The organism is Haloarcula pelagica (assembly GCF_030127105.1).
Classification (GTDB): Archaea; Halobacteriota; Halobacteria; order Halobacteriales; family Haloarculaceae; genus Haloarcula; species Haloarcula pelagica.
Map to the genome: position 1 here is coordinate 273,210 of NZ_CP126162.1, position 25,713 is coordinate 298,922.

A 25,713-nucleotide genomic window follows, 5' to 3' on the forward strand; every position below is an offset into this window, starting at 1 on the left:
GCAAAAAAAGGACAGTTCCGGAACGGCGCTACCGACCGTCGTCCGCGGCCGGGTGCCTATCGCGCCAGGCCCCCAGTTCCGGGTAGTCGGCGATCACGCCGTCGACACCGGCGTCGGCGAGGGCTGCGGCGCGGTGCCAGGTGTCGACGGTCCAGGCGTTGACGGCCAGCCCGCGCTCGTGGGCCGTCTCGACGACCGTGCGCTCGGTCGCCCCGGAGACGTGGTGCCAGTGTGGGTGGATCGCGGCCGCGTCGTAGCGGGCCGCCGTGGTCAGGCCGTCCGTGATCGACTCGCCAGTGATGACAGCGACGGGGTACCCGCCGGCAGCGTCGACCGCCGCGAGCGCGCCCTCGTAGAACGAGGAGAGCAACACCCGCCTGTCGAAGTCGTCAAGCAACGCCAGCACGTCGGCGACGAAGGGCTGCCAGCGCTCACGGGCGGGCGTCGGGTCGGCCAGCGCGAGCGCGTCGGCGAACGGCGCGACCGCTCGGCCTGGGTGTTTCAGCTCCACGTTGACCCCGACCCCCTCGGGGATCGCTGCGAGGACGGCGTCGAGGGTCGGGACGGTCGCGTGCGTGCCCAGGACGCGTGCGTCGAGCACGGTGTCGGTGGCCGTCTCCCAGACCGTCCCGTCGGCGTCGGTGATCCCGCGGCTGTCGTCGGTCTCGTGGAGCTGTGGGTCGTGAAAGCAGACGACGGTCCCGTCGGCCGTCGGCACCGCGTCGACCTCCACCATGTCGGTCTCGTCGTGCTGGCAGGCGTACTCGACGGCCGGCACCGTGTTCTCGGGTGCGGCGCCGGCGAAGCCACGATGTGCGATCACTCGGGGGGCGGAGTCGGCGTCCATCTGTCTGTGCCCGGGCCAACGCGGGCGGGGCATATCTGGCTACCGACGAGCGGCGGGATCAGACATCCGTGGCGCCGTCGTCCAGCCGACCGCTACCTGAAGCTTCTTTGCCGTCTGGCACCCCGTTCAGCGTACGATGGAGAAGGCCGCGGACGGGCAGACTGGCGCGCCGGCACTGAATCGACGGAGCGGGACGGAGGTGCCTCGCTGATGGGGTTTCACACCTTCGACGCCGACCGGGCGGACAACCTGGAGGATGTCTCCCGGTTCCGGTACTGCTCCCGTGACGAACTGATCGGACACATGGCGGTCGGCCGGGAGGCCGTCGTCGCCGACCTCGGGAGCGGGACCGGCTTCTACACGGACGAGATCGCGCCGTTCGTCGGGACCGTCTACGCCGTCGACGTGCAACAGGCGATGCACGACTACTACCGATCGAAGGGGCTCCCGGAGAACGTCGAGCCAGTGACGAGCGACATCGCCTCGCTCCCCTTCGCCGACGGCGAACTCGACGCCGCCGTCTCGACGATGACGTTCCACGAGTTCGCGACCCCGGAGAGCCTCGCGGAGCTTCACCGGGTGACGGCCGACGGAGGCCGCGTGGTCGTCGCCGACTGGACGGCACGGGGCACTGGCGACGCCGGGCCGCCACTGGACGAACGCTACGACGCCGCAGTCGCGGCCGAGCAGTTCCGGGACGCCGGCTTCACCGTCACACACGAGATGGAACGGCCCGATACGTTCGTCGTGGTCGCGACGGTGTGAGTCAGTCCGCGCGGTACTCCTTGCGGTAGCCGCGGAACTCGGTCCGGTGGGCCTCCTCGTCGGCGAGGATGGTCACGGCCAAGTCTTCCGTCACGGGGTCGTCGGCCGCGTCGGCTTTCGACGCGAGTTCGCGATACATCTCGACGGCGCTCTCCTCGGCGTCGATCACGCCCTCGATGACCGACAGTACGTCCGTGCTCTCCTCGGGCGGCTGGAGGGTCTCCTGGCGCATCTGGAACTCGGCAGAGCCCGGCGGGCGCGCGTCGAGTTGCTTCAGTCGCTCGCCCAGTTGCTGTGCGTGGTTGAGTTCCTCCTGGATGTCCTGCTGGAGGCTGTCTTTGATCTCCTCGGCGCGGACGCCATCGAGGACGATGGCGTTCGTCATGTAGTTCATCACGGTCTCGATCTCGTCGTTGTACGCGTCACGGAGCAGGTCGACGACCTCTTGATCTGTCATACAGGTGGAGTTGTCCCTCCACGGTCTTGAACGGTCGGTCGGCGCGTTCCGCTACGGGCGGTCGGTCTCCCGCGGCCGGCAGAGTCGTTTCGACGGGTGTACCAGATGGTATTCGACGGTCGACACCCTGCATTCGGATATGATCGAGCAGTCCCGTATCGACGGTCCGAAGCGAGCAGTCGACACCGTCGGGCCCGGGGATGGAACCGCGATACTGCGACCGGGTCGCGACAAAGCCGCGACCGTCGCGGGACCGGGAGGACGAACGACTGAAGCCCGGCCGGACCCGACGACAATCAGATGCGACGCATGGAACTGACGGCGCGGCGGGCGGTCGGCGGCGGCGTCGTCCTCGTCGTCGTCGCCGTGGTGGCGCTGTCGTTCGCGGCCGACCTGGGGTCGGCCAGACCCGAACCGGTGCCGTTCGACGAGACCGTCGAGCGGGGGCTCTCGGCCGAGCACTCACAGATCGCCGACGAGCGCGGCGTGAGCGTCCCGAAGACGGAGGTTTTCTACTCGCAGTACCGGTACGTCGTCGGCTACGTCGGCGTCGAGCAGGCGGTCGCGGCGCTCAGAGAGCCCGGCCACGAACAGCAGTTCGGCTATCCCCTGACGGTCTACGTCTCGGACTACAGCGGGGCCGACCCGCGGTGCAGCGGCGACGGCCTGCTCCGGGTCGACGTGTTCCCGGACTGGGTCCCCGCCGACCGCGCACACTACGTCGTCGGCAGCGACGCTCGGGTGCCGGGTGGGACGCCCGTCGTTCCCTTCGCGGAGCGGGCCGACGCGGCGCGGTTCGTCGACGCCTGTGGCGGGTCGGTCGTCGGCTGGGACGGGCTCCAGTCGCGGTCGTTCGACATCGACCGCGCATCGGCGGTCAGGTCACAGGTCGAACCACGCCACGAGTGGGCCGACAGCCAGGTCCAGGCGGCACGCGAACGCGCCGACCGGCCGGTGTCGGTCGTCGTCGGGCGTGACGAACCGACGCTCGCGGCCGCCGTCGAGGCCGCACCGGCGAACACCACGGTCAGGGTGCCGCCCGGCACCTACGACGGCGACGTGACGATCGACAAGCCGCTGACGGTGGCCGGCTCCGGGACCCGGCTCCGGGGGAACGGCACCGGATCGGTCGTCACGGTGTCGGCCGACCACGTGGCGCTCGTCGACCTGACCATCGACGGCGTGGGGAACGAGACGCTCGGATCGCCAGACGTGAACGGGTCGGACGACGGCGCGTGGGACCACACCGTCCAGCAGGCCTACGGCAACAGCGACGCGGGCGTCACCGCGCGGAACGTCTCGGCTCCGTACGTCCACAACGTCACCGTCGAGACGCCGGCGAGCGGGTTCGTCCTCCGTCGAACCCCCGGGGCAGTGCTCGACGGGGTCGCCGTCGACGGGACCGACGAGTGGGACGAGGGGTTCATGGGCGTCGTCGGGATGCACGATCGTCTCGTCGTCCAGAACGCGACGGTTTCGGGCGGGCGCGACGGCGTCTACCTCCACCGCGCCCACGGCACCGTCGTCAGGAACAACAGCTTCCACGGCGGCCGGTTCGGCACCCACCTGATGTACACCTCGCGCGCGCTGATCGCGGACAACGTCGCACGCGAACAGCTGTATTCGGGCGTCGTGGTGATGACGAACCCGCGGGGCAACGCCGTCGTCGGGAACGACATCAGACGCTCGGGGAGCGGGATCATGATGGCCGGCGCGCGGAGCTACGTCGCCCACAACGTCGTCGTCGACACGGGCCGTGCGCTCTCGACGAACGCCGGGCAGTCGGTGTACGAACACAACGTCCTCTACGGCAACGAGATCGGAGTCGCGGCCTCGACGGTGGTCCCCTCGAACCGCGTGGTCGAGAACGACTTCGTGGCCAACGAGCGCCACGCCGTCTCCGGACCGGGACCGCTCCGGGTCTACACGCACGACGGGCGGGGTAACTACTGGAGCGGCGCGTACGGCCAGTCCGGGTCGGGCCCGACGCTCGACCGGCCCTACTCCCCGACCGACCCCGTCGACAGGCGGCTCCACCGGTCGGACGCGGCCGTCGTCGTGCGGGAAGCGCCGAGCGTGGCCGCCCTCCGGGAACTCCGCGGGACGACGCCCGGGTTCCGGTCGGCCAGCATCGTCGACCGCGCGCCGTTACGTTCGCCGGCCAACCCCGCCGTCGTAGAGCGAGTCCGCAACCGGACGCAGGCGATGGAGGCAGACGAATGACGGACGAACCCTTCCTGACGGCGACCGACCTGACCCGGGAGTTCGGCGACGTGACAGCGCTCTCGGGGGCGACGGTCTCGATCGATCCCGACGGCATCACCGCGCTAGTCGGCCCGAACGGCTCGGGCAAGACCACGCTGTTGCGGTTGCTCGCCGGTGTCGACACGCCGACCAGCGGGACCGTCGACTACGACGGCCCCGACTCGGAGCGCCGGATCGGCTACCTCCAGCAACGTCCCTCGTTCAGGCCGGGCTTTACCGTCCGGGAGACGATCGCGTTCTACGCCGATCTGGTCGACGCCGACCCCGACCGACTCCTGGAACGGGTCGGCCTCGACGCGGTCCCCGATCGGCCGGTCGAAGGCCTCTCGGGCGGAATGACGAGACTGCTCGGGATCGCCCAGGCGCTGGCCGGCGATCCGCCGGTCGTGGTGCTCGACGAACCGGCCAGCGGGCTCGACCCGGCGATGAGCGGCCGCGTGTTCGACATCGTGACCGACATCGCAAGCGACGGCCGGGCCGTCGTCCTCAGCTCTCACGAACTCCCGCTCGTCGGCCGGGCCGCCGACGAAGTCGTCGTTCTGGAGGCAGGCGGCGTCGTCACGACCGCGTCGCCGGCCGAGATCGAGGCTCGGACCGGCGGACCGCTACACGAGACGTTCACTGCGGTGCTCGACGGGGACGCCGGCGTCGTGTCCGCGACGGAGGGGGATCGATGACCGAGCCCAGCGGTCCTCCCCGTCGGACCGCGGATCGTCTCTGGACCGTGATCGAGCGCGAACTGGTCGCTGCAGTTCGTACCCGGAGTTACGCCCTCTTGTCGATCGCGCTGCTGCTGATCGTCGTCGGCGTCGCCCGCGTGGGCGGCGGCCCCTCGGGTGGGTACGTGCCGACCGTCGTGGACGTACTGGTCGTCGTCGAGGTGCTGGTCCCGGCGGTGGCGTTCGCCGTGGGCTACCGGGCCGTCGTCGACGCGCGCGAGCGGGGCGAACTCGCGGTGCTCGAGACCTACCCGCTTCCACCGTGGGCGTACGTCATCGGTGTCTACACCGGCCGAGCGATCGCGCTCCTGGTCGTCGTTCTCGGACCGCTCGTCGTTCTGGGTATCCACGTCGCGACCACGGCCGGACCGGAGACGACGGTGTTCGCGTCCCACCGCGGCGTGGACTCGCCGCTGTTGTACGTGCGGTTCCTGTCGCTGACGGCGCTGCTGGCGCTGGTCTCGCTCGCGGTCGCGCTGGCGCTGTCGGCTGTCGCCGGATCGCGCCGTCGCGCCATCGTGCTGGGTCTCGTTGGCGTCGCCGCCGTCGTCGCGGGGTTCGATCTGCTCGTCGTCACCGGGCTCGGCGCAGGGTTCGTCGGCGAAAGCGGCCTCGGGGCGACACTGGCGTTCACGCCGGCCGGCGCGTTCCGGGGGATCGTCTTCCAGCAGGTGCTCTCGGTCGCCTTCGAGAGTCACAGCGGGTTCGTCCCCGCCTGGATCGCGGTCGGGAGCCTCCTGACGTGGACGGTCGGAGCGCTGTCGGTTGCGGTTGCAGCCGTGGCGTATCGTTGAATGCCGACGGCAGTCTCGGCCGCCGACTACCGTTGCTCCTCGCTGCCAGCGAGACTGGCGTCGACGAGGCGCGTGAACCGATCGACGAGGCGGTCCGACAGCGACGGCGTCACCTCCTGGAGGAGTCGCTGCGTCTCGTCGGGCCGGGTGAGCGAGACGACGGCGCGGCCCCGCTCGCCGTACTGCTGTTCGACGATTCCGGCGTCACGGAGCGAAGAGACCTGCCAGGAGATCGTGCTCCGGGCGACGCCGAGTCGGTCGGTCAGGGTCCCCGCCGAGAGGGGGCCGTCCTCCAGCAGAGTGACGATGATCTCGCGGGCGGTCTCGCGCCGGTAGAGCCCGAGGACGCGGCGCTCCCAGGCGTCGTACCCGTCGTCGAAGTAGTGCGAACGTCCCCTGATCTCCTCGGCGGTCACGTCGCCCGAGCGGCGGAGCTTCCGCAGGTGATACTGGGCCTGCCCGGTCGCGATGTCGAGGTCACGGGCGAGCTGGTTGAAGTGGACGCCCGGGTTCGCGTGGACGTGATCGCGGACCCGTTCTCTGACCGAGGACATTACTCTGTCTCGTGTTGTACGGCCGGGGCGGTATGCACGTTTCGCAAATTCCCGCGGGCCGAGAACGTGGTCAGCGGCCGCTCACCAGTTGGCGGGTCACTTCCGTCGCCGGGAGGGTCGATCCGCCGTACTCCTCGGCGAAGGTGCGCGCGTCGGCGGAGTCGCTGAACGGCACCAGCGCGGGTCCCATGGCCCCTTCGAGACCGGTACCGGCAGCGATGGTCAGCTCGTCGGTCGATGCGAGAGCGTCGGCGTCGGGGTGTGGTGAGATGACCGACCGTCCCCCGTCCGACCGGACCGAGTAGTCGACGGTGCTGTAGTCGGTCAGGTAGGTCACCGAGGGCGTCCAGCCGCGAGTCTCGGTGTCGAACCGGTGGCGGTAGGTACAGAGCGACGAACAGAACCGCGCCGGCCCGTCGTGACCCAGCGACGGCTCGTCGGCGTAGTAGGTCTGGCCGACCGGGCCGGGTTGTTGGGAGATCGTCATCCCGCACTGGTCGCAGCTCCAGCCGTCGTCGAACGGAACCGGCGACTGCTGTGCCGGAGTTCCGAGACAGCCCGCGCCGCCAGCGAGTGTCACGCCGACGAGGCCGGTGAGAACCCGGCGCCGGGTCGCCGACAGATCGGTTCGAAATGGCATAGGTATCTTGTCGGACTACACCCGAAAAGGCGGTCTGGTGCACCCGTCGAAAGTCACTCCGCGCCGAAGCGGGCACCGACGGAGTAGATCGCAGCGAGCACCAGGACGGCGATGAGGAAGTCCGAAGTGTGCTCGGCGATGTGGTGGACCGGCATCGGGACCCGGCCCAGCGCCGTGCCGATGCCGACGACGGACCGGACCATGAGGAGACCGATCGCGCCGGTCAACAGGAGGTACGGACGGGTCTGCCGTCGGCGCGTGGCGGTCAACGAGATCAGGAAGAGGACGGTTGTCCCGACAGTCGCGAGCGTGAGCACCGTCAGTAACAGCACTGCCTCGTCCTGACCGAGCCACGTGCCCGCGAGATCCATGATCGGTTCGGTACCCGCTTCGCCCCGGAGGGTGGAATGTATTTCGACGGGCCGAGGCGGTGGCAGTCCCGCGGACCTGTGGTGGCGACCCCGACGAGGGCGCCGGGTCGGTGCAGTAATGCATCAACCCCACACATTTATACTCGCCAGAGAAGTACGTACACCCATACATGCCAGATTCGATGAGCGAGTACCTCCAGCAGGATATGGAGTGTGAGGGGTTGCTGGAGTGTTTCCACGGGCTCAAACAGCTAGATCGGGAGATCTTCGGCCACATCACGGCCGCCGGTGGGTCGATGACCGTCGAGGAGATCGCCGAGGAAGTCGACCGAGACCACTCGACTGCGTATCGGTCCGTCCAGCGGTTGTTGAACGCTGGGTTCATCCAGAAAGAACAGGTCAACTACGACCACGGCGGCTACTACCACGTCTACCATCCGACCGATCCCGACCAGATGGCCGAGGACATGCAGCGGATGCTCAACGACTGGTACGCCAAGATGGGGCAGTTGATCCAGGAGTTCCGGGAGAAGTACGACCAGCCACAGACGGCCTCCGCGGAGCAGTAGCGGTCGCACGGTAACGGTCGGACTGTATTGTAAGCTTCTTGCAAAACAATTAAGAACGCACGTCCCCTAGCACCGACGATGAGCGACAACGAGCCGATCGAGGAGATCCGGGAACAGAAGATCGAGGACCTGCAGTCCGAGCAAGAGTCGGGAGACGACGCCCCCGCCGAGCCGATCCAGATCGGATCGAGCGAGGACCTCTCGGAGGCCGTCGAGCGCTACGACGTAGTGCTCGCGGACTTCTACGCGGACTGGTGTGGCCCGTGTAAGATGATCGCGCCGGTCGTCGAGGAGATCGCGGCCGAGACCGGTGCGGCGGTCGCGAAGATCGACGTAGACGCCAACCAGCCACTGGCCGCCGAGTACGGCGTTCGGGGCGTCCCCACGCTGGTCCTGTTCGCCGGCGGCGAGTCCGTCGAACAGATGGTCGGGGTCCAGCAGAAAGGCGACCTCGTCGCGAAGATCGAGCAGTACGGTTCCTGATTTTTCGGAATCGATGCGTCAGAGGTTTTCGTAGGCTTCCTCGACGAGTTCGCCGGTCTGTGCGATGATATCCGCCATCTCGTCGTCGTCCGGGGCCATCCCGGTCAGTCGGGCGATCCGCATGATACTGACGTGATAGACTGTCTGAACACCGGGTTCTTCCTGCCAGACGACGACGTTACACGGGAACAGCCCGCCCATCCTGTTGTCCGAGGCGTCAAGCGCCCGGTCGGCGACCGCCGGGTTGCACGCGCCCAGCACGTAGTAGGGATCGCGGTCGGCGTCGACCTTCTCGTTGAGCAACTCCGACGGGGAGAACTCGACCGGGAAGCCAAAGCCCGCGTCCGCGAACGCCTCGCGGACGTGTTCGACGGCTGTCTCGTGGTCCATCTCCAGTGTGGCGCGTTTCTCGCCGATGTCGGCCGGATCGATCGCTGACGGGTCGATTGGAAGCATCTTCGATAGCATAAATGGGTTTTTTACACAAAACCGCTTCGATCCGACGGCTCAGTCGGTCACCGGCGTGACCGTCAACGTCTCGCCGTCCCGCGTCCGGACGTGCCACGTCTCGCCCTCGCGATCGCGGACGCTCCAGGTCCCGAAGAGCAGCTGCAGGTCCAGTTCGAGACCGTTGAGTCGCTGGCCGGTCTCGACGATCCGATACGTCGTCATCCGTCGGTCGCGTTCGCGCGCCACTCCGCGAACAGCGGGACCGTCTCCGCCTCGTCGAACCGCTCGATACAGGGCGTTTCGTAAGGGTGGGTGGCCTCCACGTGTTCGACCAGCGCCGGGTAGCGCTCGGCGGTCGTCTTCGCCAGGAGGATCTCCTCGTCGTCCTGGTGGATCTCGTCGTCCCAGCGATACGTCGACGCACAGTCGACGCGGTTGACACAGGCCGCGAACCGCTCCTCGACGAGTTCGCGGGCGATCCGTGGCGCGGCGTCGGGCGGTGCCGTGATGTAGACCGTCGGCATACCCGACTGGAGGGCCGGACAGGTGAAAAGGACCTCGTAGCCGGTCCCCGCGGTCAGTCCGCGCTCGTCGAGTGGCCGGCGTCGTCCCGTTCCCGCAGCGCCGCGAGTGCGCTGGAGACGACTGCACCGCTGACCAGTAGCGCCGCGCCGATGATGATGACGAAGCTGACCGTGTTGAGCACGTCGACGGCGTACGTCTCGCCGAGCTGCCGCAGTGCGACCGCGGCGGCGCCGAGCAACAGCATGACGCCGAAGTAGACTTTGATCTCCTCTTCATCGACGAGGTCGGTGGCTGCGGAGCCCAGTCGTGCACCGAGCGCGCTGCCGGCGAGCAGCGGCGCGACGATGCTCAGGTCGACACCGCCGGACTGGGCGTACAGGAGCGATCCCAGCCCGCCCGAGAAGACGATCTCGAACAGGTCCGTCCCGACGGCGACCGGCACCGGGACGCCGATCAGGTAGAACAACGCGGGCATGCGGATGAAGCCGCCGCCGACGCCGAGGAAGCCCGACAACAGCCCCGTCGCGAAGGCCACGGCGAGGACGAGCCACAGCGAGGCGGTGATGCCGCCACGCAGCGAGAGCATCGGCGGGATGTGGTACGATTGGATCTTCTTCGCGATGTCGGGGATGTCCTGTGTTGCCGTTGCGTCGGCGTCGTGGCTCACGCCGCCGCCGTCGCCGCCCTTGAGCGCCTCGTAGGTGACGAACGCGCCGATGCCGCCGAGCAAGACGACGTACGTGACGCTGATGATCCCGCCGGCCAGGCCGAGCGATTCGAGGTGGAGGACGATCTCCTTGCCGACCTCGATGCCGGCTGTCGTGCCGACGATCATCGAGATCCCGAGTTTGTAGTCGACCTGTCCGAGGTCGCGGTGTTTCAGCGTCGCGATGACCGAGGTCCCGAAGACGAAGGCCAGTCCGCTCCCGACCGCGACCCGGGTGGGATAGCCCATGACCAGCAGCGCGGGCGTGACCAGGAAGGACCCGCCCATGCCGAAAAAGCCGAACAGGATGCCGATGAGCAGGCCGAAGCCGACGAACAGCCCCAGCAACAGCACGCTCGTCCCGAACAGTTCCATCATCGCTCCGTGATGGCCCGCAGTAACGCCGGCCCGAGCGCGCGTTCCAGTTCGCCGTAGCCGACGTACAACACGACGGCTTCCAGCAGGACGAGACCGACGAGCGCGACCGCCTGCGGGGTCCCGCTCAGTTGCTCAAGCCCGAACATCGAACTCACCGTCCAGCAGTTGTGTGCGTCCGTGGATTTTCATTACAATTCTACGTAGCAGAGAGGGGGCTATAACGGTTTTGCTCAACTCTTACAATACTATATCGGCGTAACCAACAGGTCACCACCCGTACGTCACCGAAAACGTATACCGATACTCGGAGCCGTTCAGTGACGCCAGCCGCCCCTACAGCGCGCTCGCGAACGTCAGCAGATCGATCACGACGACGAACAGGACGACGAGGACGGCGAGGGCGATGATGACTTTCAGGTAGCGCGGCAGTCCGTCGGTTTCACCGGGGGCCGAGGCGTCGGTCATACCGGACGTACGGTCGCGTGACTCCTGTACGCTGTGGTCCGCTCACTCACTGTGGGCGTCGCCGCGGTAGTAGAGGGCGCCAGCCAGCGCGATGCCCGCGACGAGCAACAACAGCGGTGCGACCGACGGGGCGCGGTCGAGTTCGACGCGAGCGAGCCTCCACACGAACGCACCGGCGACACAGCCGACGGCGAGTGTCGATCCGATCGAGACGAGTTCCAGTCGGGTCACATCGGCGGTCGGTCCGAGCTGATCGGCGAGTGTGAGCGCCGTCCGGCCGCTGTCCCAGGCGACCGCCGCCGCAACGGTCCCGGCGAGGACGACCAGTGTCGGCGCGCGGCCCGCCCCGGCGGCCAGGACAGCGGCGACGAGACCAGCACAGCCGAGAGTGAGAAGCGCCTGTCGCTCGGTCAGCACGGCCACCGTGACGAGCGCGAACCCGAGGAGGCCGCTGCCGAGCGCGAGCGTCGAGTAGCGACCGGTCCCCGCGACCACGGCGATGGCAGCGACGACTGCGACGACAGTGCTCAGCCGGACCTGTGGGCGGTCGGTCCTCATCGCCGCGCCCTCCGGTCGGCAAGTGCCACGTCAAGCGAGTCGTCCCACTCCCAGTCGAGGACCGGGACCCCGCCGGCGCGGAGGTCGCTGAGTCGCAGTCGACGGGTGACGGCGGCGACCCGCTCCGGGTCGGATCGGCGGGCCGTCGGATCGGGACTCAGGACCGTGACGGGATACCCGTCGGCGTGCAGGCGCCGCACGCCCGTAGCGATCCGGTCGTCACACAGCGGGGACAGGACGACCACCTGTGCGTCCTCGGGGAGGCGCTGTCGGAGGGTCCTGGCCCACCGGTCGGACGGCTGATCGCCGTGCCGTCCGGGAGCGAGCGCGGGCGTCCGAGCGAGGAAGTCCCGTGCGGCGACGCGGTGGGACCGGCCCGCACCCGGCGCCAGCCAGCAGTCCGCTGCCCCGACGGCCGCGAGGCCGGCGTGGTTACCGCCGTCGAGAGCGGTTCCGACGAGTCGGCCGGCCGCGGCGACACAGCGCTCGGCGGCCGTCTCGTCGGCGTCGGGCGGACCGACGGTCGCGCTGTCGGTTGCGTCGACGACGAACACCACCGTCACCGCCCGCTGCTCGCGGAACTGGAGCGTGGCGAACTCGCCGGTGCGGGCGAGGCGGTTCCAGTCGATCCAGGCGAGGGGGTCGCCCCGCTCGTACTCGCGCACGCCGAAGAACTCGGTCCCGGCGCCGCTCTCGGTGGTCTCGACGAGGCCGCCCCGGCGTGTCGCGTGTGTCCGGGTCGGTACCGGCCGGTCGAGCGAACCCAGCCGCGGACGGCAACATAGGTCCGTGTCCCCGGTCACCGAAACCGTCGTCTCGACCTCACGGGCGCCGGCAGTATCCCGGGCGAGGACCGCGAGCGGACCGAACTCGTGAGTCCCGCGGCGGGCGGTGACGGTGTACTCCAGCGTGATCTCCGCCCCGGGGCGGAGCGCAGTGCCGGCCGTCGCCGCCCCCTCGGCGATCGACAGTCCCCGGGGGACGCCGTCGACCAGCCTGAGATCGGGGAGGAGACGGTCGCCCTCGTTTCCGACGGTGACGGTCACCTCGACTGGGGTGTCCGGGTCGGGGTCGGACGGCGTGAGGGCGCGCTCGACCGTCAGGTTCGGGTCGGGCGGCGCGGTCAGGCGCGCGTGGCCGGCGTAGGCGACCGCGACCGCGCCGACGAACAGCAGCGCCGGCGTGTCGGTCAACACGCCGACGCCGATGGCGGCCATCGCCACCACGGTCGTCCCGTGCCACCTCCCCGTCGGTCGCGTGACTGTGCCGTCGAACGGCGCCGTCGTCCAGCCGTTCGCGTCGGGCGACCGGCCCAGTCCGCCCAGCGAGCGGCGGAGTCGGCGCGGCCACGAGCGCCGTGGCGTGTCTCCCGCCGTGTCGACTCCTGCGAGGGCGACCAGTTCGGCGACAGCGCTGCCGCGGCGCCGCTGGAACGTCGTCCGCCCCCCGAGGCGGTCGGCGATCCGGGCTCCCAGACCAGGTGACGGTGCGTCGAGCCCACCGAGGAAGGCGGCCGCCTCCGGGTCGTCGGTCCAGTTCCCGGATCGAACGGCGTCGCCCGGACTCGTGGCGTCGTCCCCGTACCGGTCGAGAACGTCGGTCACCAGGTGGGCCAGCCGCGTCTGGAGACGACCCCGGACGCCGAGCGCGTCGACATCGTCGCCGTAGCGGTCGAACACCGCATCGAAGGACCGCCCTGGCGGTTCGATCGGCGGCGTCCGAGCCACGTCCGGTGTCGCCGTGGTCCGCGGGGACGCGCCGAGGCGGCGACGAGCGAGCTTGAGAAGTTGCCACAGTGCCAGCAGCCCGGCCAGTGCGACGACGTACCGGCGAACCCCGATCCCCACGACGCCGGGTGCGGCCAGGGCGATCACTCCGAGTGCGAACGCGGCGAGACCGGCGCCGGCGAGCCACTCGCGCCTACGCACCGTTCTCGCCCCCGTAGCGGCCCTCGATCGAGCGAAGCAGGTCGATCGCCTGCCGTTCGTCCTCGGCGGACGGCGCCTCGTCGCCGTACCTGACCTGCCGGAACAGCGCGGTGAGCGCGCGCACGTCGTCGGGCTCCATCCCGGCGTCGATCGCCGCCCGTTGGAACTCCCGGGGCGTCGAACTCGCCGGCGCGCGGAGATCGAGCAACTGCGTCATATCGCGCCAGGCGCGGTAGACGGCGTTGTCGAGCGAGTCCGTGCCGTCGATCCGAGTCGCCGCGCGGCCGGCAGCCTCCCCGACCGCGGTCAGCTCCGACGACGAGTCCGTCGGGGTCGGCTCGGGTCGCGTCGCTGGCTCCCCGCGCACCGCGACGAACCCGATCGCGAGGAGCGCGAGGGCGACTGCGGCCGCGAGCGCCGCCACGAGCACCGCCGGGAGTCCGGCGCCGGTGCCACCCCCGCCCGGGGCGCCCGAAAGCGGTCGTGCCCCGCGGCCGAGCCCGGCCATCGAGCCCGTTCCACCCCCGGAGAGCAACCGGGCAGAGACGAAGAGGAGGGAGCCGACGAGACCCAGCGCGACCAGGAGGCGGAGGGCCCGCCGCCACCGAACGGCGAGGTACGCGAGGACGACGAGGACGCCCACAGCCGACAGCAGCGTGAGCAGCCACGCGACGGCCGGCGAGGTGACGGCTGGCCCGCCGCCGCGACCGACCGCCGGGGAGTCCCGATGCCCGCACCCTCGCCGGGGCCGCCCACGCCGGCCCCGTCGCCCGTCCCCGGGTTCTGCTGGACCGTCGCGGGCAGCGTGACGCCCGCCATCGTGACGGCTGTCACGCAGACGACCGTCAGAGCCGCGGTCAGCAGACGCGACCGCTCCATGGCTACCGCTGTGGGGCGGAGCTACAAATCAGGTCGCTCCCGCACAGGTCGTGCCGCTTTCTCGGCGAGCGGGGACTCACTCGACGGGGTCGGCCGCAGTGAGGTCGCGGGCGACCATCTCGCCCCAGGGCTCGAACCCCCAGCGGTCGTACACCGCTCTGGCGCGGTCGTTGTCCGGGTCGACATCGAGGACGAGTCGGTCCAGCGGAAGTGACTGCTCGCGGGCGACGGCGACCGCGGCCCCGAGCAGGTCGTCGACGACACCGGTTCCGCGGGCCTGCTCGGCGACGAACAGTTCGTTCAACACCGCGGCGTCCCAGACGTGGGCCATCGACTCCGGGAGGACGAAGCCGTAGCCGACCACCTCGCCGTCTCGGACCGCCAGCTGGACCGTCCGCTCGGCCTCCGCGACACAGCGGTCGACCCACTGGAGGTACGACGCCCGGTAGTCGTCGTCGAGTTTCTCGCGGTAGGCAGCCGCCTTCCCCTCCTCGCCGGTCGCAGTCCCCAGTTCCAGTTCGAAGGCGCGTTTGAGCTCCCAGAGCGTGTCTGCGTCGGTAGTCTCGTAGGGTCGGATCACGTAGGGTGCTGGACCGGCCGCGTGAAAGCGTTGTCCCGTCCAGTGGTTTCAAACCCGCCGGGCGCACACGTCAGAGTATGACAGACACGACCTGGATCGGGGAGACGATCACGAGCGACGCGGGCTGGTCGCACCTGGAGCGACTCGTCGACATCGGGAACCGGATGGCCGGCAGCGACGGGGAGCGCGCGGCCGCCGAGGCGACCCGCGACGCGCTCGCGGAACAGGCCCGGTCGGCCCGGCTGGAGCCGTTCGACATCCAGGGGTGGGAGCGGGGCGACAGCAGTATCTCGGCCGGTGGAGCGCCGATGGCCGCGGCCGACCACGAGGTCATCGCCCTCCCGCGGTCGCCGGCCGGCGAGGCCAGCGGGGAGCTTGTCGATCTGGGCTACGGGCTGCCGGCGGACTTCGAGGAGACCGACTGTGCCGGCAAGATCGTCATGGCCCGCTCGGACATCCCGGGCTGGTACGACCGGTACATCCACCGCCGGGAGAAGTACTACCGGGCGGTCGAGGCCGGCGCCGCCGGCTTCGTCTACCGGAACCACGTCGAGGGGATGCTCCCGCCGACCGGGAGCGTCGGGACCCAGGCGGACGCGCTGGGCGCGGTACCGGCGGTCGGTGTCGCCAGCGAGGTCGGGGCCCGGCTCGGTCGTCGCTACGACGGGGCGGAACTGACGGTCAGCGTCGACTGCGAGACGCCGCCGGCCACGAGCCAGAACGTCCACGCGGAACTCGGGCCGGACACAGACGGGGCCGTGCTGGTGACGAGCCACGTCGACGCCCACGACATCGCGGAGGGCGCGCTCGACAACGGCGCCGGGACGGCGATGGTGGTCGAGGTCGCCCGGGCGCTCGCCGCCCGCGAGGACGAACTGGATCGGCGCGTCGAGTTCGTCGCCTTCGGCGCCGAGGAGGTCGGCCTGGTCGGTTCGGAGTGTCTCAGCGACCAGCGGGACCTCGACACCGTCCACGCCGTCCTCAACTTCGATGGGGTGGTCCGCGGGCGAACTCTGGAGTTTCACACCCACGATTTCCCGGAGATCGAGGCGGCCGTCGAGGCGGTCGGGGATCGACTGGACCACGACACGACGGAGACGCCCCGGCAGGGACCCCACAGCGACCACTGGCCGTTCGTCCAGTGGGGCGTGCCCGGCTGTCACGTGATGAGCGAGACGACAGACACCGGGCGCGGGTGGGCCCATACCCACGCCGACACGCTGGAGAAACTCGATGTTCGGACGCTGCGCGAGCAGGCCGTCTTCCTGACGGAACTGGCCGTCCAGTTCGCTAGCGAGGCGTTCGAGCCCGGTCGGCGTGAGCCCGAGGGAGTCGCCCGCCGGCTGGAAGCCGAGGACACCGCCCCGGGGATGCGCCTGACCGGCGACTGGCCTTACGACGACTGACCGGCCGGGACGATCCGGTGGAGACCGGCCTCGGGTTCGCCGTTGGTCACGACGTAGAGTTCTCCGTCGGCGTCGCGCCCGAAGGACCTGATCCGGGCGAGCTTGCCGGTGTCCCCGGAAGCGACCGGGAGGGGCTCGGTCGGCCACTGCCCGTCATCGTCGGGACGGGTCGCCAGGAACAGACGCCCCTGGGCGACGTAATCGCCGAAGACGTAGCGGCCGCGCAGTCCCGGGAGCGCGTCCCCGCGGTAGACGTGGCCGCCGATGACCGAGTAGCCGCTGACCGGCGCGCCCTCGTGGGGATACTCGATGATCGGGTCGAGGAGCGGTTCGCCGCCGCGGACCGAATCCGGCGTTCGAGACGGGCAGTCCGACGCTTGGAAGCAGTGGGTACCCTCGCGGACGTTCCAGCCGTAGTTGCCGCCACGCTCGACGAGGTCGACCTCCTCGAAGCGGTTCTGTCCGACATCACCGACGAAGAAGTCCGTCCCGTCGAACGAGAACCGCCAGGGGTTGCGCAGCCCCCAGGCGTACTGTTCGTCCAGCCCTTGCCGGCCGACGAGCGGGTTGTCGTCGGGGACTGCGTAGGCCTTGCCGTCGTCCCGGTCGTCGACATCGATCCGGAGGATGCTGCCCAGCAGGTTCTCGGTGACATCCTGTCCGTTGCCGCCGCCGACGGCGTCGTACCAGTCCGCGACGTGACCGCGACCCTGGTCGCCGCCGGCACCGCCGTCGCCGACGCCGACGTAGAGGTAGCCCTCCGGGCCGAACGCGATCGAGCCCGCGTTGTGGTTGCTCTGGGGCTCGTGGATCTCCAGGAGCGTCCGTTCGGAGTCCCGGCGCGCGCGGGTGCCGTCCTCGGTCGCGCGGAACTCGCTGAGGACGAACGTGTGACTGTACCCGGCGGGCAGCCCAGAGCGGCCGGGCGCGCTGTACCGGACGTAGAACCGGCGGTTCCGTGCGAACTCCGGGTGCAGCGCGAGGCCAAGCAGCCCCTTCTCGCCGCCGGTCGTGACGGCGTCCCGGAGGTCCAGAAACGGCCGCGACGCGAGTCCGTCGGGCCCGTGTCTGGCGACGACGCCACCCTGCTGTGCGATGTACCGTGCGTCGAGGTCGGGCGGGAAAACGACATCCAGCGGCGCCGAGAGGTCGGTCGTGAGCGGTTCGAGTCCGACTGACTCGGGTGGGTCTCTCGGCGCAGTCGCCGTCGGGGTCGCCGTTCGTGTCCCCGACGGATCGGTGTCGCCGGCGGTGGCCGGCGGCGTGCCAGTCGGCGTGTCCGTCGGCGTTCGGTTCTCGGGTCCGTTCGAACATCCGGCGGTGCCTGCCGTGACCGCGGCGGCCAGTACGCCGAGGTATCGGCGGCGAGTCCAGTCGTCAGGCATAAATGACATTCGAGCCGAACGTTGAAATACCATGAGGTCTCCGACCGTTTCGACCGTCGATCTGCCGCCAGCGTTTGTTTCCGAAATTTGAGTGTTCTATCATCCATTTATCGTCTGGAATATTCCGCTACGGAGAGATATGTAAAACAAACATTTTAGTTACATGCTATCGCATATCAGTGTATGGTCGAGACCACCCTCCCCGGCGGCCCACGGCAGTATCTCAGGGTGTTCGAACACCACGTCTTAGAGCCTATCGCGGACGCAGAGGCGAGAATATCGCGGGAGCGCGAGGAACTCGCCGCCGAGCAGTCGGCCTTCGCGGAGTTCAGGACGGCGGTGGCGGACATCCAGCCGATCGCGGCGACACCGGCGACCCTCCGGCGGTCCGTCGTCAGTGTCGACGATAGCCACGATCACGTCGAACGCCTGCGTGAGGCGTTCAGCTCGACGGTCATGAGCGTCCCCCACTACGAGGCAGTCTACGACGAGTCGCTGTCCGACCACATGCTGGCCGAACTCGGCGACCCCGCCGCGGCGGTCGTCGGCACGACCGCGACGGGAGTGACGCCGGCCCAACGGTCGGCCCTGTTGTCGGCCGTCGACCGATCGATCGAGGACCGGGAACGCTACATCGACGTACTCGCGGAGGAAACGGAGTCGCTCGCGACGGCCCGGCAGGCGATCGAGGACATCGTCACCTCCCTCGACGACGTGATCATTCAGGACTGGTACCGCGAGGAGTTCGAATCCCGCCTCGACGAGATCGTCCGGGACCGACAGGCCGTGGTCCACGGCCGTCTCTCGCCGTCACGGATCGACGGCCAGTCGCTGTGTACACACCTCTACGCCGACGAGCCCTGGACGTTCCCCGTGCTGACAGCGGTCGTCCGGCTGCACGACGCCGTCGTGGTCGACTGAGTCGGTGTCGGTGGACGGCCAGGCGCCGAGTCAGTCCACCGAGAGGACGAACGATAGGCTGTACATCCGGCCGACGGACTCGCTCCCGATCTCCTCGACTGTACGCGTCGCTCGCTCGTGTATCGCACGGAGGTGTGCCGACTCCTCGGCGGCCGCGAACGCCTCGATCACCCCGGCGTGTGCGTCGAGATGCGACCGCGTCCAGGGGACCGGATCGAGCAGCGTCCGCTCCCGTTCGAACGCCCAGCCGGTTCCCTCGAACCACCGACGCAGCGCCTGAGAGGGGTAAAAAGAGAGCGCCGGCCGTCCCGTGACCGCGCTCGCCGCCGCGTTCTCCAGGCCGAACAGCTCCCCGACGGCCGCGTCGTCCGGCAGCGGCCCGTAGTCGTCGACGACGAGCCGACAGTCCCCGGTAGCGACGCGGGTCAGTTCCGTCACGACTCTGTCGAGATCGGTTGGCGGGAGGACGTTACAGAGTCCGTGGGCCGTGATCAGTTCCACCGATCCGTCCGCTATCGGGAGCGATCTGAGGTCGCTGTGGAGCACCCGGAGTCTGTCGTGACCACGCTCGATCCGTCGCCGGACGGTCCGGGCGTGCGCTCGGTCGTTCGTCACCGCGTAGACCGTCGCCGCGCCGGCGTCGAGGAGGCCGGCCGTCGTGTTGCCGACGCCAGCGCCGGCTTCCAGACACACCCGTCCGTCGACGGGTACGTCCGAAAGCGCCGCCCGCACCGTCTCGGGAACGTCCATCTCAGTGGTGGAGCTGTTCGGGAACTGGACTCTCGTCGTGGCGGAGCCGTTCGACGAGCGAGCGCTGGGCCGCCTCGTCCATGCCGTCGTACTGGCTGGCCGCGTGGAGCACCATCGCGACCAGTTTCGGGTCGCCGGGGCTGACGACCGTGTCGATCCCGCGCGAGGCGGCGAAGTCGAACCGCTCGCTGATCTCGTCTGGGGAGTCGACCGGTTCGTACCAGTTCGCGTACGGGCGGTCCGCCTCCGGGAGTTCGTCGGTCGAGGGCCACCGACCCTTGGCGAAGGCCTTGATCCCGAGCGTGCCGATGCCGGCGTCCTCGGCCGCCTCGAAGACGCCCTCGTAGTCGTGTTCGGCGTCGCCCTTGCCGACGACGACGGGGTTCAGCGGGAACATCAGCGTCTCCAGATCGTCGATTCGGTCGATCGCGTCCTGGATCAGCCCGGGGTTGCCGTGGCTCGTGAGGCCGATGTGGCCGATCTGTCCCGCCTCCTGGGCCTCACGGAACGCCCGCAGTGCGCCGTCGTCGGCCGTGATCTCGTCCAGTTCGTCCTCGTACTCCAGGCCGTGAACCTGATACAGGTCGATACGGTCGACGCCGAGTCGGTCCAGCGACCGCTCCAGTTTCCGTTTCGCTCCCTCGTATCCCCGTTCCTGGGTCTTACACCCCAGGAAGATCTCCTCGCGGTGCTGGCGAAGCTTCGGCCCGAGTTTCAGCTCCGCGTCGCCGTAGGTCGGCGCCACGTCGAAGTGGTTGACGCCGTGGTCCAACACCAGTTCGACCAGGTGATCGGCACCCTCCTGTTCCAGCCAGTTGAGTGCGATCGCACCGAAGGTCATGACACTGCTCTCGTGTCCGGTGTCGCCGAGCGGTCGCGTCTCCATACCGGACCGTACGGCCCGGTGAACATAACAGTTGGTCGCCGGGCCGCCGCTGTGAGCGCTTCGGTCGCCGGCCGAGCACTGAGTCGATCGGTCACCGAGCCGTCAGTTCCGGTAACCGCCGCCGAAGGGATCCGATACCGGCGGTAACTCGGTCGTAACAATACCATCCGCGTCCGACGACCGAGTAGGCGCTGGTGGTGTAGCGTAACACACAGTCCCTCCAGGGCTGTACCGCAGGTTCGAACCCTGCCCAGCGCATCCACGTCGGCCGGCTCGGCCATCAGCCGTGAGAGGATGTTAGAATTACCGTGTAGTTTTACGGTATAGCTATACTTAGACAGGACCAGTCGGTCTCGACGTGGTATCGGCCCCGACCGAACGAGTTCGTCACGGCTCGTGGATCCGACCGGAGGCGTCGTCCGGGACCGACCTGCCCCACCGCGTCGCCCAGTCGCTCAGGCGGTCGAGAACCGGCACGAGTTCCTCGCCTTTCTGTGAGAGACTGTAGTAGACGGCGACCGGCGCGGCCGCCTCCATCCGCCGCTCGACGATATCGGCGTCGACGAGCGCGTCGAGGGCGTCCGAGAGGGTCTTCGACCGAGCGTCGGTCGCCCGCTTGAGGTCGTTGAACCGCTGTTCGCCGTCCCCGAGCGCGTAGAGGACGTTCAATCGCCAGGGCGTCCCGATCTCCTCGATGGTCGTGACCACGGGACAGGCACGGGCGTTGTGGGCCTCGATCGAGGCCTGCCGCCGGTCGCTCTCTGCCGTCACGCCCAGTTCACCCCCGCGCGGAGCGACACCACACGACCGACGGTGGGAAGCGCCGTGTCGCAGTGTGAGCGGGTCGGTGCACTGTGCCGTCGATCGCCGGGTCGGAACATACAGCTATCGACGGCCGAAAACCACCTAAAGGCTCTGTGAAGCGTATTTCGCCCAGTGCTCGGTCACTCGCCGCTGGATGTCGATGGTCGCCGGCAGAGACGACAGACCCCGCCCTCCCGGGGCCAACCGTGACGGACCGAGAGAGAACCCGACCGCGACGCCGCGAGGGGCCTGTGAAATCCAGTTCACCGAGTCCCAGGGTCGGTGGGGCAGCAGCGGGGCTCCGACGGCCAGGTCGTCGCACGCGTCCGGGAGGTGACAGCCCTCAGAGCCCGATCCCGACGGCGACGGGCCACGTGGTCTGTGAGAGCGCCATGAACACCATCGCGCCACCGAGGAGACCGACGTTCTTCAGGAAGTGGATCTGCTCGTTCTGTCGGTCCTGTCCCTCCATCGTCCAGAAGTCGTGCATCGCTGCGGTGATCGGCGTCAACACGGCGACGATCGTCACCGACCCGATGGCCGGGTAGACGCCGGCACCCACCGAGGCGGACCCGGCCAGCAGGAGGAGACTCCCGACCGGAACGGTGACCCCGGCGACGGGAACCCCCCTTGCTTCGGGCGTAGCCGACGGCGTTTTGTCGGTCCAGCAAGTTCCCCAGTGCCAGGTATCCGACGACGACTGCGAACAGGGCTCTGCCGAACAGGAACGCCCAGCCGGCGAGTGCCGAGTCGAACACCGTTACCAGGCCCCCCCGGACGGCGAGCTGTCGATGTGGCGCGGTCGAGCGGATCGATACGGTCCGTACGTGTCTGCGATCGGTCGCTGACATCACGACTGGTCCGTCGCCGACCGACGGGATATATCTCAGGCAACGTAAACAAAAGCAGGTTCGGTGCCCGAAATCGGGACGCCGCGGTGACAGCACGCGGCTCAGTCGAGTTCCTGTTCGGCTCTGTGGGCCTCGCTACCGGCTGGCCGCCGGAACGGGAATCGTTCGAGATGGATCGTCGAGAGTGGGAGAAACACTGTTTATTTTATGTTCACGTGCCGTCGGCTTCGTGGATCGGCGCCCAGTCCCGGCGGGGCGACGGGTACCACGCTCAGCCGGTACTCTCGGCAGGGACGCGCCAGAAGACGCCGGTTCCGCGCTGCTCACGGACGAGCGTGTCGCGGTCCGCCAGCGACTTGAGGGTCTGTGTCGCCTTGCCGTGAGAGAGGGCACACACCGTCGCGACCTCCTGTGTCGCGACCGGCCCGTACTCCCGCACGAACTGCTCGACAGCAGGGGGCGACGTTCGTTCCAGGGAGGGTGCGACTGTCTCCAGCGTGTCAGCTAGCTCCTCGAACGACCGGAATCCCGCCAGTGTCCGTGTTCCCTCCGGGCCGGTGAGCCGGTACGTCGGGAAGGAACCGATGCGGGCCTCCCGGGTCCGCGCGAGGTCCTCTTCGAACGCCTCACGCGCAGTCCCGTCGTCTATCGCCGCCCGAAAGGCCCCGATATCCAGCCCGAGATCGGCGGCTATCTCGCGCTGTATCGCCGGCCGGTTCACGTTCCGGACCTCCGTGGCGTAGGCCTCGCGGACGCGACGGAGATATCGGTGGCCGGCCTCCCACCCCTGCTGTCGGGCGGCGGCGACGGCGACACTCGCCGGGTAGGTCGACTGTGCCGGATCGACTTCGAATATCTCCGTGTCGACGGGCATCCCGTGACGTTCTGCGGCCGCCAGCCAGTGTGGACCCACGTCCTCGGGATCGGAGATGTCGTTGGCCGCGTCGTAGAACGTCTCGAAGTCCTCGATCAACCCGCCCAGCACGAAGCGGTGGGTCAACCGATCGCCGTACGCCGTCTGGAGGCGGCGCCTGATCGGCTCCGCACCCCAACACCAGGTGCACATCGGGTCGGTAAACTGTGTGATCGTCGGGCTGTCGGAAGCGGTCATACGTCGAGATCGATGTGTCCCCGGGGGAAGTAGCTCAGGCAGCGTCCGTGAAAGGAGGGATGGCGCGGTCGAGTAGGTTACGATTGGAAACTGCATCCGGGATTCCGTCGGAACACCGACCTCCCCCGCTGTGGCCTGGTGAGCCGGAACCACGCGCAGGCAGGGTTTTAGGTGCACTCCAGTCGGAGACGAGCGTATGGCACCAGTTCGCAGACTCGTCCTCGATGTGCTCAAACCGCACGACCCGGAACTGCTCGACTTCACACAGCAACTCGCCGGTGTCGGCGGCGTCGAAGGCGTCAACGCGACGCTCATCGAACACGACCAGGAAGTACAGAACGTCAAGCTGACATTTGAGGGGGCGTCGCTGTCGCTCGACGAGATCCAGGAGACTGTCGAGGCAATCGGTGCGACCGTCCACTCTGTCGATCAGGTCGCACTCGGCGAGTACCTCGTCGAGAACCGGCCAACGCCCCAGGACTGAGACGCGTGCCCTCACTCGTTTCCAGGCTCTGGACCCTGTTGGGGAGAGAGGAGATCCGATCGATCTCCAGACGGTATTTCATCTCGAACGGGTTCGACGGCACGCTGACGAGTATCGGGATCGTCGTCGGTGCGGTCCTCTCGGGCGTCCCCGACGGGGCGACGGTCATCCAGATCGGCCTCGGTGCGGCCGTCGGTCTGGGAACCTCGGCGGTCTGGAGCGTCTGGGAGATCGAGCGTGCGGAGACGAAAGCGGACATCCTCCGGATGGAACGGGCCATGCTGGTCGATCTGGACGATACACAGATCCAGCGTCAGCACCGCGGCGCGCGACTGCTCCACGCGGTGATGAGCGGCCTGGGCCCGATCATCGGAATCGTCGTCCCGCTCGCCCCGTTCGTCGTCGAGGGGACGGTGTTTACGATGGCTGAGGCGGCCGTCGCCGCGGTCGCGCTGGGAATCTGCGTGCTGGCGTCGTTCGGTGCCTACATGGGGTCGATCTCCGGACAGCGGTGGTACGTCGCCGCGATCAGGATGGGGCTCGCGGGGCTCGTGGTCGCGCTCGTCAATCTGGTGTTGCCCGGATAGACGGCCAGCGGCGGCCTGTCTCCGGATCAGATCTCACCGCCGGTCTCTCGCCGGCCGGTCTGTGCCGTCGGAACGAGGCGGCAGAACTCGAAATCGACGACACGCAACGGCGTGTCGAAGACATCGACGAGCGGGATATCGACCCGTTCGAGCCCGGCGAGGGAGTCAAGCGCGGTCGCTTCCGCCGCCGTCGATTCGAGCTCCCCGCGCGCGATGACGCTCCACCACCCGTCGTCGGACTCGCCGTGAACCACGAAGGTAACGGCCCGATCGAGCAGCGACGCCTTCTCGCTGTCGGGGCCGACGGCCAACCGGAAGTAGAACACCCGCTCGTCCGGATCGTACCCGTACGAGACGGGGACCGAGTGGGGCGCGTCGGCCGCCGGGCCCGAGAACGAGAGCACCCCGGTCCCGCCGGTCCCCAGGTGTTCGTCCTGTGTCGCCGGGTCCATCTCGATCGATTTCGTGTCGCCCATATGACTCGATACGACGGCGGTGCCTATAAACCCGTCTCCGACTCCGGGAGCCTGTGACGAGGGGTGATCGAGTCGAGGGATGGCTGGAGAGATGTATCGCGGACGGTGGGACGTGCCAGTCAATCGTCACGCGAACCCTTATGAGCGGTCCCGGCGAAGCGTCGGTCAGAACACGGGCGGGAGTGTTCACCCCGCCACTGAGGCTCAGTCATGTACGATACGATCCTCGTTCCGACAGACGGTAGCGACCACGCGCTCCGTGCGGCGGCACACGCGCTCGCACTGGGGAACGCCTTCGACGCGACCGTCCACGTCCTCGCGGTCGTCGACGTGGACGCCGCGGCCGGGCCGATCAACGCCGGTGGGGTCTCCGAGGAGTACGTCGACCGGTTGCGCGACGGCGGGCGCGAATCGATCGACGCGGTCGAGGCCCTCGCTGACGGCGACTCGGTGCAGGGACACGTCGTCGAGGGACGGCCCTCGAAGGCGATTCTGGAGTTCGTCGAGAGCCACGATGTCGACCTCGTGAGCATGGGGACCCACGGCCGGACCGGCGTCCGCCGCTTCGTCGCCGGGAGCGTCACGGAGGACGTGTTACGGCAGTCGCCGGTCCCCGTCCTCACCACCAGAGCGAGCGAGGACGACGCACCCGTCACCGGCTACGACGACATCCTCCTCCCGACCGACGGGAGCGAGCGAGCAGGGGTCGCCGTCGATCACTGCATCGCCCTGGCGACTGCCTTCGATGCGACCGTCCACGTCCTCACCGTCGTCGACCTCGGCGCCGTCTCGGGCGGCCCGGACCAGTCGGCACCGGTCGAACTGCTGGAGACGCTGCGCGAGAACGGCCAGCGGACCGTCGAGTCGACCGCCGACCGTATCCAGGATGCCGGGTGTCCTGTCGAAACCGAGGTCCGGGAGGGATACCCCGCGCGTGACATCCTCGACTACGCCGCCGCCAACGGGATCGATCTGCTGACGATGAGTACCGCCGGCCAGACCGGACTCAGCCGGTTCCTCCTCGGGAGCACGACAGAACGGGTGGTCAGACACGCGTCGATGCCCGTGTTCGCGATCAACGCGCGGTCCTCGGGGGCAGAGTAGGGAGCACGCGGTCGA

33 protein-coding genes and 1 tRNA gene are annotated in these 25,713 nt (G+C 68.7%); 12 read left to right on the forward strand and 22 right to left on the reverse strand.

The features are described from left to right. Window positions 1-28 precede the first annotated feature (28 nt). The gene (locus tag P1L40_RS20020) at window positions 29-847 is read right to left on the reverse strand and encodes a glycerophosphodiester phosphodiesterase (protein WP_284011150.1); all 819 of its coding nucleotides are present in this window, start codon (window positions 845-847) and stop codon (window positions 29-31) included. A 210-nt stretch (window positions 848-1,057) separates the two neighbouring features. On the opposite strand from P1L40_RS20020, the gene P1L40_RS20025 reads away from it, so the two are divergent. Next, the gene (locus P1L40_RS20025; RefSeq protein ID WP_284011151.1) at window positions 1,058-1,612 is read left to right on the forward strand and encodes a class I SAM-dependent methyltransferase; all 555 of its coding nucleotides are present in this window, start codon (window positions 1,058-1,060) and stop codon (window positions 1,610-1,612) included. 1 nt (window position 1,613) lies between these two features. Here the strand turns inward: P1L40_RS20025 and P1L40_RS20030 are convergent, their stop codons facing one another. Next, entirely contained in the window at window positions 1,614-2,069 is a 456-nt protein-coding gene (locus P1L40_RS20030; RefSeq protein ID WP_284011152.1) for a ferritin-like domain-containing protein, read from the reverse strand. Between the two features lie 309 nt (window positions 2,070-2,378). Here P1L40_RS20030 and P1L40_RS20035 point away from each other — a divergent pair, with 309 nt between their 5' ends. Genes P1L40_RS20035 through P1L40_RS20045 form a run of 3 tightly spaced genes read left to right on the forward strand, consistent with a single transcriptional unit; the run spans window position 2,379 to window position 5,847 of the window. Continuing rightward, window positions 2,379-4,292: a NosD domain-containing protein gene (locus P1L40_RS20035; protein ID WP_284011552.1), complete on the forward strand. Its 1,914-nt coding sequence runs from the start codon at window positions 2,379-2,381 to the stop codon at window positions 4,290-4,292. Continuing rightward, on the forward strand, window positions 4,289-5,011 hold the full coding sequence (locus tag P1L40_RS20040) for an ABC transporter ATP-binding protein (RefSeq protein ID WP_284011153.1): 723 nt from the start codon (window positions 4,289-4,291) through the stop codon (window positions 5,009-5,011). Before P1L40_RS20035 ends, P1L40_RS20040 begins: the two co-directional genes overlap by 4 nt. Then, window positions 5,008-5,847, forward strand: a complete 840-nt coding sequence (locus tag P1L40_RS20045) for a hypothetical protein (protein WP_284011154.1) — start codon at window positions 5,008-5,010, stop codon at window positions 5,845-5,847. The genes P1L40_RS20040 and P1L40_RS20045 overlap by 4 nt, the downstream gene beginning before the upstream one ends. A gap of 26 nt (window positions 5,848-5,873) precedes the next feature. Here P1L40_RS20045 and P1L40_RS20050 read toward each other — a convergent pair whose 3' ends face one another. From P1L40_RS20050 to P1L40_RS20060, 3 genes are all read right to left on the reverse strand, one after another. Further along, a complete protein-coding gene (locus P1L40_RS20050) occupies window positions 5,874-6,401 on the reverse strand; it encodes a winged helix-turn-helix transcriptional regulator (protein ID WP_284011155.1) in 528 nt (175 codons plus the stop codon). Between the two features lie 70 nt (window positions 6,402-6,471). After that, complete coding sequence (locus P1L40_RS20055) at window positions 6,472-7,041, reverse strand: nitrous oxide reductase accessory protein NosL (RefSeq protein WP_284011156.1); 570 nt, start codon at window positions 7,039-7,041, stop codon at window positions 6,472-6,474. A 53-nt stretch (window positions 7,042-7,094) separates the two neighbouring features. Then, a complete protein-coding gene (locus P1L40_RS20060; protein ID WP_284011157.1) occupies window positions 7,095-7,412 on the reverse strand; it encodes a DUF7471 family protein in 318 nt (105 codons plus the stop codon). Between the two features lie 170 nt (window positions 7,413-7,582). Between P1L40_RS20060 and P1L40_RS20065 the strand changes: the two genes are divergently transcribed. Together P1L40_RS20065 and trxA are read left to right on the forward strand one after the other, a co-directional pair. Next, window positions 7,583-7,981 (forward strand): helix-turn-helix domain-containing protein, encoded by a 399-nt coding sequence (locus P1L40_RS20065; protein WP_284011158.1) that lies wholly within the window; start codon window positions 7,583-7,585, stop codon window positions 7,979-7,981. 78 nt (window positions 7,982-8,059) lie between these two features. After that, entirely contained in the window at window positions 8,060-8,464 is a 405-nt protein-coding gene (gene trxA, locus P1L40_RS20070) for a thioredoxin (protein ID WP_284011159.1), read from the forward strand. An 18-nt stretch (window positions 8,465-8,482) separates the two neighbouring features. Here the strand turns inward: trxA and P1L40_RS20075 are convergent, their stop codons facing one another. The 10 genes from P1L40_RS20075 to P1L40_RS20120 form a co-directional block, all read right to left on the reverse strand. Next, window positions 8,483-8,920 carry a DUF302 domain-containing protein gene (locus tag P1L40_RS20075; protein WP_284011160.1) on the reverse strand — a complete coding sequence of 146 codons (438 nt, stop codon included), beginning with the start codon at window positions 8,918-8,920 and terminating at the stop codon, window positions 8,483-8,485. Window positions 8,921-8,971: 51 nt separating this feature from the next. Further along, window positions 8,972-9,136 carry a hypothetical protein gene (locus P1L40_RS20080; RefSeq protein WP_284011161.1) on the reverse strand — a complete coding sequence of 55 codons (165 nt, stop codon included), beginning with the start codon at window positions 9,134-9,136 and terminating at the stop codon, window positions 8,972-8,974. Next, window positions 9,133-9,438: a divalent-cation tolerance protein CutA gene (gene cutA / locus P1L40_RS20085; RefSeq protein WP_284011162.1), complete on the reverse strand. Its 306-nt coding sequence runs from the start codon at window positions 9,436-9,438 to the stop codon at window positions 9,133-9,135. Before cutA ends, P1L40_RS20080 begins: the two co-directional genes overlap by 4 nt. A gap of 53 nt (window positions 9,439-9,491) precedes the next feature. After that, window positions 9,492-10,520 carry a sulfite exporter TauE/SafE family protein gene (locus P1L40_RS20090; protein ID WP_284011163.1) on the reverse strand — a complete coding sequence of 343 codons (1,029 nt, stop codon included), beginning with the start codon at window positions 10,518-10,520 and terminating at the stop codon, window positions 9,492-9,494. After that, window positions 10,520-10,669, reverse strand: coding sequence for a DUF7512 family protein (locus tag P1L40_RS20095; RefSeq protein ID WP_284011164.1), 150 nt, complete (start codon window positions 10,667-10,669; stop codon window positions 10,520-10,522). The genes P1L40_RS20090 and P1L40_RS20095 overlap by 1 nt, the downstream gene beginning before the upstream one ends. 187 nt (window positions 10,670-10,856) lie before the next feature. Continuing rightward, window positions 10,857-10,988: a hypothetical protein gene (locus P1L40_RS20100; protein WP_284011165.1), complete on the reverse strand. Its 132-nt coding sequence runs from the start codon at window positions 10,986-10,988 to the stop codon at window positions 10,857-10,859. A 42-nt stretch (window positions 10,989-11,030) separates the two neighbouring features. Then, the gene (locus P1L40_RS20105; protein WP_284011166.1) at window positions 11,031-11,546 is read right to left on the reverse strand and encodes a DUF7519 family protein; all 516 of its coding nucleotides are present in this window, start codon (window positions 11,544-11,546) and stop codon (window positions 11,031-11,033) included. Next, the gene (locus P1L40_RS20110; RefSeq protein WP_284011167.1) at window positions 11,543-13,474 is read right to left on the reverse strand and encodes a DUF58 domain-containing protein; all 1,932 of its coding nucleotides are present in this window, start codon (window positions 13,472-13,474) and stop codon (window positions 11,543-11,545) included. The genes P1L40_RS20105 and P1L40_RS20110 overlap by 4 nt, the downstream gene beginning before the upstream one ends. Next, window positions 13,467-14,117: a DUF4129 domain-containing protein gene (locus P1L40_RS20115; protein WP_284011168.1), complete on the reverse strand. Its 651-nt coding sequence runs from the start codon at window positions 14,115-14,117 to the stop codon at window positions 13,467-13,469. Before P1L40_RS20115 ends, P1L40_RS20110 begins: the two co-directional genes overlap by 8 nt. 312 nt (window positions 14,118-14,429) lie before the next feature. Further along, window positions 14,430-14,933: a GNAT family N-acetyltransferase gene (locus P1L40_RS20120; RefSeq protein WP_284011169.1), complete on the reverse strand. Its 504-nt coding sequence runs from the start codon at window positions 14,931-14,933 to the stop codon at window positions 14,430-14,432. Between the two features lie 77 nt (window positions 14,934-15,010). Here P1L40_RS20120 and P1L40_RS20125 point away from each other — a divergent pair, with 77 nt between their 5' ends. Then, window positions 15,011-16,339, forward strand: a complete 1,329-nt coding sequence (locus P1L40_RS20125; protein WP_284011170.1) for a M28 family peptidase — start codon at window positions 15,011-15,013, stop codon at window positions 16,337-16,339. On the opposite strand, the gene P1L40_RS20130 is transcribed toward P1L40_RS20125, so the two are convergent. Then, window positions 16,327-17,724: a PQQ-dependent sugar dehydrogenase gene (locus P1L40_RS20130; RefSeq protein WP_284011171.1), complete on the reverse strand. Its 1,398-nt coding sequence runs from the start codon at window positions 17,722-17,724 to the stop codon at window positions 16,327-16,329. The genes P1L40_RS20125 and P1L40_RS20130 overlap by 13 nt on opposite strands. A gap of 183 nt (window positions 17,725-17,907) precedes the next feature. Between P1L40_RS20130 and P1L40_RS20135 the strand changes: the two genes are divergently transcribed. Beyond that, window positions 17,908-18,645 carry a DUF7260 family protein gene (locus P1L40_RS20135; RefSeq protein WP_284011172.1) on the forward strand — a complete coding sequence of 246 codons (738 nt, stop codon included), beginning with the start codon at window positions 17,908-17,910 and terminating at the stop codon, window positions 18,643-18,645. A 30-nt stretch (window positions 18,646-18,675) separates the two neighbouring features. On the opposite strand, the gene P1L40_RS20140 is transcribed toward P1L40_RS20135, so the two are convergent. Continuing rightward, complete coding sequence (locus tag P1L40_RS20140) at window positions 18,676-19,395, reverse strand: class I SAM-dependent methyltransferase (RefSeq protein ID WP_284011173.1); 720 nt, start codon at window positions 19,393-19,395, stop codon at window positions 18,676-18,678. Between the two features lies 1 nt (window position 19,396). Continuing rightward, window positions 19,397-20,281, reverse strand: coding sequence for an aldo/keto reductase (locus tag P1L40_RS20145; protein ID WP_284011174.1), 885 nt, complete (start codon window positions 20,279-20,281; stop codon window positions 19,397-19,399). 188 nt (window positions 20,282-20,469) lie between these two features. On the opposite strand from P1L40_RS20145, the gene P1L40_RS20150 reads away from it, so the two are divergent. Continuing rightward, window positions 20,470-20,539: transfer RNA gene (locus P1L40_RS20150), tRNA-Gly, on the forward strand. Between the two features lie 129 nt (window positions 20,540-20,668). Here P1L40_RS20150 and P1L40_RS20155 read toward each other — a convergent pair. The 3 genes from P1L40_RS20155 to P1L40_RS20165 form a co-directional block, all read right to left on the reverse strand. Next, window positions 20,669-21,052: a winged helix-turn-helix transcriptional regulator gene (locus P1L40_RS20155; protein WP_284011175.1), complete on the reverse strand. Its 384-nt coding sequence runs from the start codon at window positions 21,050-21,052 to the stop codon at window positions 20,669-20,671. 376 nt (window positions 21,053-21,428) lie between these two features. Then, a complete protein-coding gene (locus tag P1L40_RS20160) occupies window positions 21,429-21,647 on the reverse strand; it encodes a hypothetical protein (RefSeq protein WP_284011176.1) in 219 nt (72 codons plus the stop codon). A 560-nt stretch (window positions 21,648-22,207) separates the two neighbouring features. Next, on the reverse strand, window positions 22,208-23,047 hold the full coding sequence (locus P1L40_RS20165; RefSeq protein ID WP_284011177.1) for a DsbA family protein: 840 nt from the start codon (window positions 23,045-23,047) through the stop codon (window positions 22,208-22,210). Window positions 23,048-23,243: 196 nt separating this feature from the next. Between P1L40_RS20165 and P1L40_RS20170 the strand changes: the two genes are divergently transcribed. Together P1L40_RS20170 and P1L40_RS20175 are read left to right on the forward strand one after the other, a co-directional pair. Continuing rightward, window positions 23,244-23,531 (forward strand): DUF211 domain-containing protein, encoded by a 288-nt coding sequence (locus P1L40_RS20170; RefSeq protein ID WP_284011178.1) that lies wholly within the window; start codon window positions 23,244-23,246, stop codon window positions 23,529-23,531. A 5-nt stretch (window positions 23,532-23,536) separates the two neighbouring features. After that, window positions 23,537-24,118 (forward strand): VIT1/CCC1 transporter family protein, encoded by a 582-nt coding sequence (locus tag P1L40_RS20175; RefSeq protein WP_284011179.1) that lies wholly within the window; start codon window positions 23,537-23,539, stop codon window positions 24,116-24,118. Window positions 24,119-24,144: 26 nt separating this feature from the next. On the opposite strand, the gene P1L40_RS20180 is transcribed toward P1L40_RS20175, so the two are convergent. Further along, on the reverse strand, window positions 24,145-24,594 hold the full coding sequence (locus tag P1L40_RS20180) for a pyridoxamine 5'-phosphate oxidase family protein (protein ID WP_284011180.1): 450 nt from the start codon (window positions 24,592-24,594) through the stop codon (window positions 24,145-24,147). 210 nt (window positions 24,595-24,804) lie between these two features. Here P1L40_RS20180 and P1L40_RS20185 point away from each other — a divergent pair, with 210 nt between their 5' ends. Further along, window positions 24,805-25,698 (forward strand): universal stress protein, encoded by an 894-nt coding sequence (locus P1L40_RS20185; RefSeq protein ID WP_284011181.1) that lies wholly within the window; start codon window positions 24,805-24,807, stop codon window positions 25,696-25,698. Window positions 25,699-25,713 lie beyond the last annotated feature (15 nt).

Coding starts and splice junctions, on each gene's coding strand:
- P1L40_RS20100 (WP_284011165.1), bottom strand. CDS start 10,988: ATGACCGACGCCTCGGCCCCCGGTGAAACCGACGGACTGCCGCGCTAC.
- P1L40_RS20135 (WP_284011172.1), top strand. CDS start 17,908: ATGGTCGAGACCACCCTCCCCGGCGGCCCACGGCAGTATCTCAGGGTG.
- P1L40_RS20165 (WP_284011177.1), bottom strand. CDS start 23,047: ATGACCGCTTCCGACAGCCCGACGATCACACAGTTTACCGACCCGATG.
- P1L40_RS20080 (WP_284011161.1), bottom strand. CDS start 9,136: ATGACGACGTATCGGATCGTCGAGACCGGCCAGCGACTCAACGGTCTC.
- P1L40_RS20095 (WP_284011164.1), bottom strand. CDS start 10,669: ATGTTCGGGCTTGAGCAACTGAGCGGGACCCCGCAGGCGGTCGCGCTC.
- P1L40_RS20025 (WP_284011151.1), top strand. CDS start 1,058: ATGGGGTTTCACACCTTCGACGCCGACCGGGCGGACAACCTGGAGGAT.
- P1L40_RS20075 (WP_284011160.1), bottom strand. CDS start 8,920: ATGCTTCCAATCGACCCGTCAGCGATCGATCCGGCCGACATCGGCGAG.
- P1L40_RS20030 (WP_284011152.1), bottom strand. CDS start 2,069: ATGACAGATCAAGAGGTCGTCGACCTGCTCCGTGACGCGTACAACGAC.
- P1L40_RS20040 (WP_284011153.1), top strand. CDS start 4,289: ATGACGGACGAACCCTTCCTGACGGCGACCGACCTGACCCGGGAGTTC.
- P1L40_RS20180 (WP_284011180.1), bottom strand. CDS start 24,594: ATGGGCGACACGAAATCGATCGAGATGGACCCGGCGACACAGGACGAA.
- P1L40_RS20170 (WP_284011178.1), top strand. CDS start 23,244: ATGGCACCAGTTCGCAGACTCGTCCTCGATGTGCTCAAACCGCACGAC.
- P1L40_RS20130 (WP_284011171.1), bottom strand. CDS start 17,724: ATGCCTGACGACTGGACTCGCCGCCGATACCTCGGCGTACTGGCCGCC.
- cutA (WP_284011162.1), bottom strand. CDS start 9,438: ATGCCGACGGTCTACATCACGGCACCGCCCGACGCCGCGCCACGGATC.
- P1L40_RS20065 (WP_284011158.1), top strand. CDS start 7,583: ATGCCAGATTCGATGAGCGAGTACCTCCAGCAGGATATGGAGTGTGAG.
- P1L40_RS20125 (WP_284011170.1), top strand. CDS start 15,011: ATGACAGACACGACCTGGATCGGGGAGACGATCACGAGCGACGCGGGC.
- P1L40_RS20045 (WP_284011154.1), top strand. CDS start 5,008: ATGACCGAGCCCAGCGGTCCTCCCCGTCGGACCGCGGATCGTCTCTGG.
- P1L40_RS20020 (WP_284011150.1), bottom strand. CDS start 847: ATGGACGCCGACTCCGCCCCCCGAGTGATCGCACATCGTGGCTTCGCC.
- trxA (WP_284011159.1), top strand. CDS start 8,060: ATGAGCGACAACGAGCCGATCGAGGAGATCCGGGAACAGAAGATCGAG.
- P1L40_RS20050 (WP_284011155.1), bottom strand. CDS start 6,401: ATGTCCTCGGTCAGAGAACGGGTCCGCGATCACGTCCACGCGAACCCG.
- P1L40_RS20140 (WP_284011173.1), bottom strand. CDS start 19,395: ATGGACGTTCCCGAGACGGTGCGGGCGGCGCTTTCGGACGTACCCGTC.
- P1L40_RS20185 (WP_284011181.1), top strand. CDS start 24,805: ATGTACGATACGATCCTCGTTCCGACAGACGGTAGCGACCACGCGCTC.
- P1L40_RS20105 (WP_284011166.1), bottom strand. CDS start 11,546: ATGAGGACCGACCGCCCACAGGTCCGGCTGAGCACTGTCGTCGCAGTC.
- P1L40_RS20090 (WP_284011163.1), bottom strand. CDS start 10,520: ATGGAACTGTTCGGGACGAGCGTGCTGTTGCTGGGGCTGTTCGTCGGC.
- P1L40_RS20055 (WP_284011156.1), bottom strand. CDS start 7,041: ATGCCATTTCGAACCGATCTGTCGGCGACCCGGCGCCGGGTTCTCACC.
- P1L40_RS20060 (WP_284011157.1), bottom strand. CDS start 7,412: ATGGATCTCGCGGGCACGTGGCTCGGTCAGGACGAGGCAGTGCTGTTA.
- P1L40_RS20035 (WP_284011552.1), top strand. CDS start 2,379: ATGGAACTGACGGCGCGGCGGGCGGTCGGCGGCGGCGTCGTCCTCGTC.
- P1L40_RS20145 (WP_284011174.1), bottom strand. CDS start 20,281: ATGGAGACGCGACCGCTCGGCGACACCGGACACGAGAGCAGTGTCATG.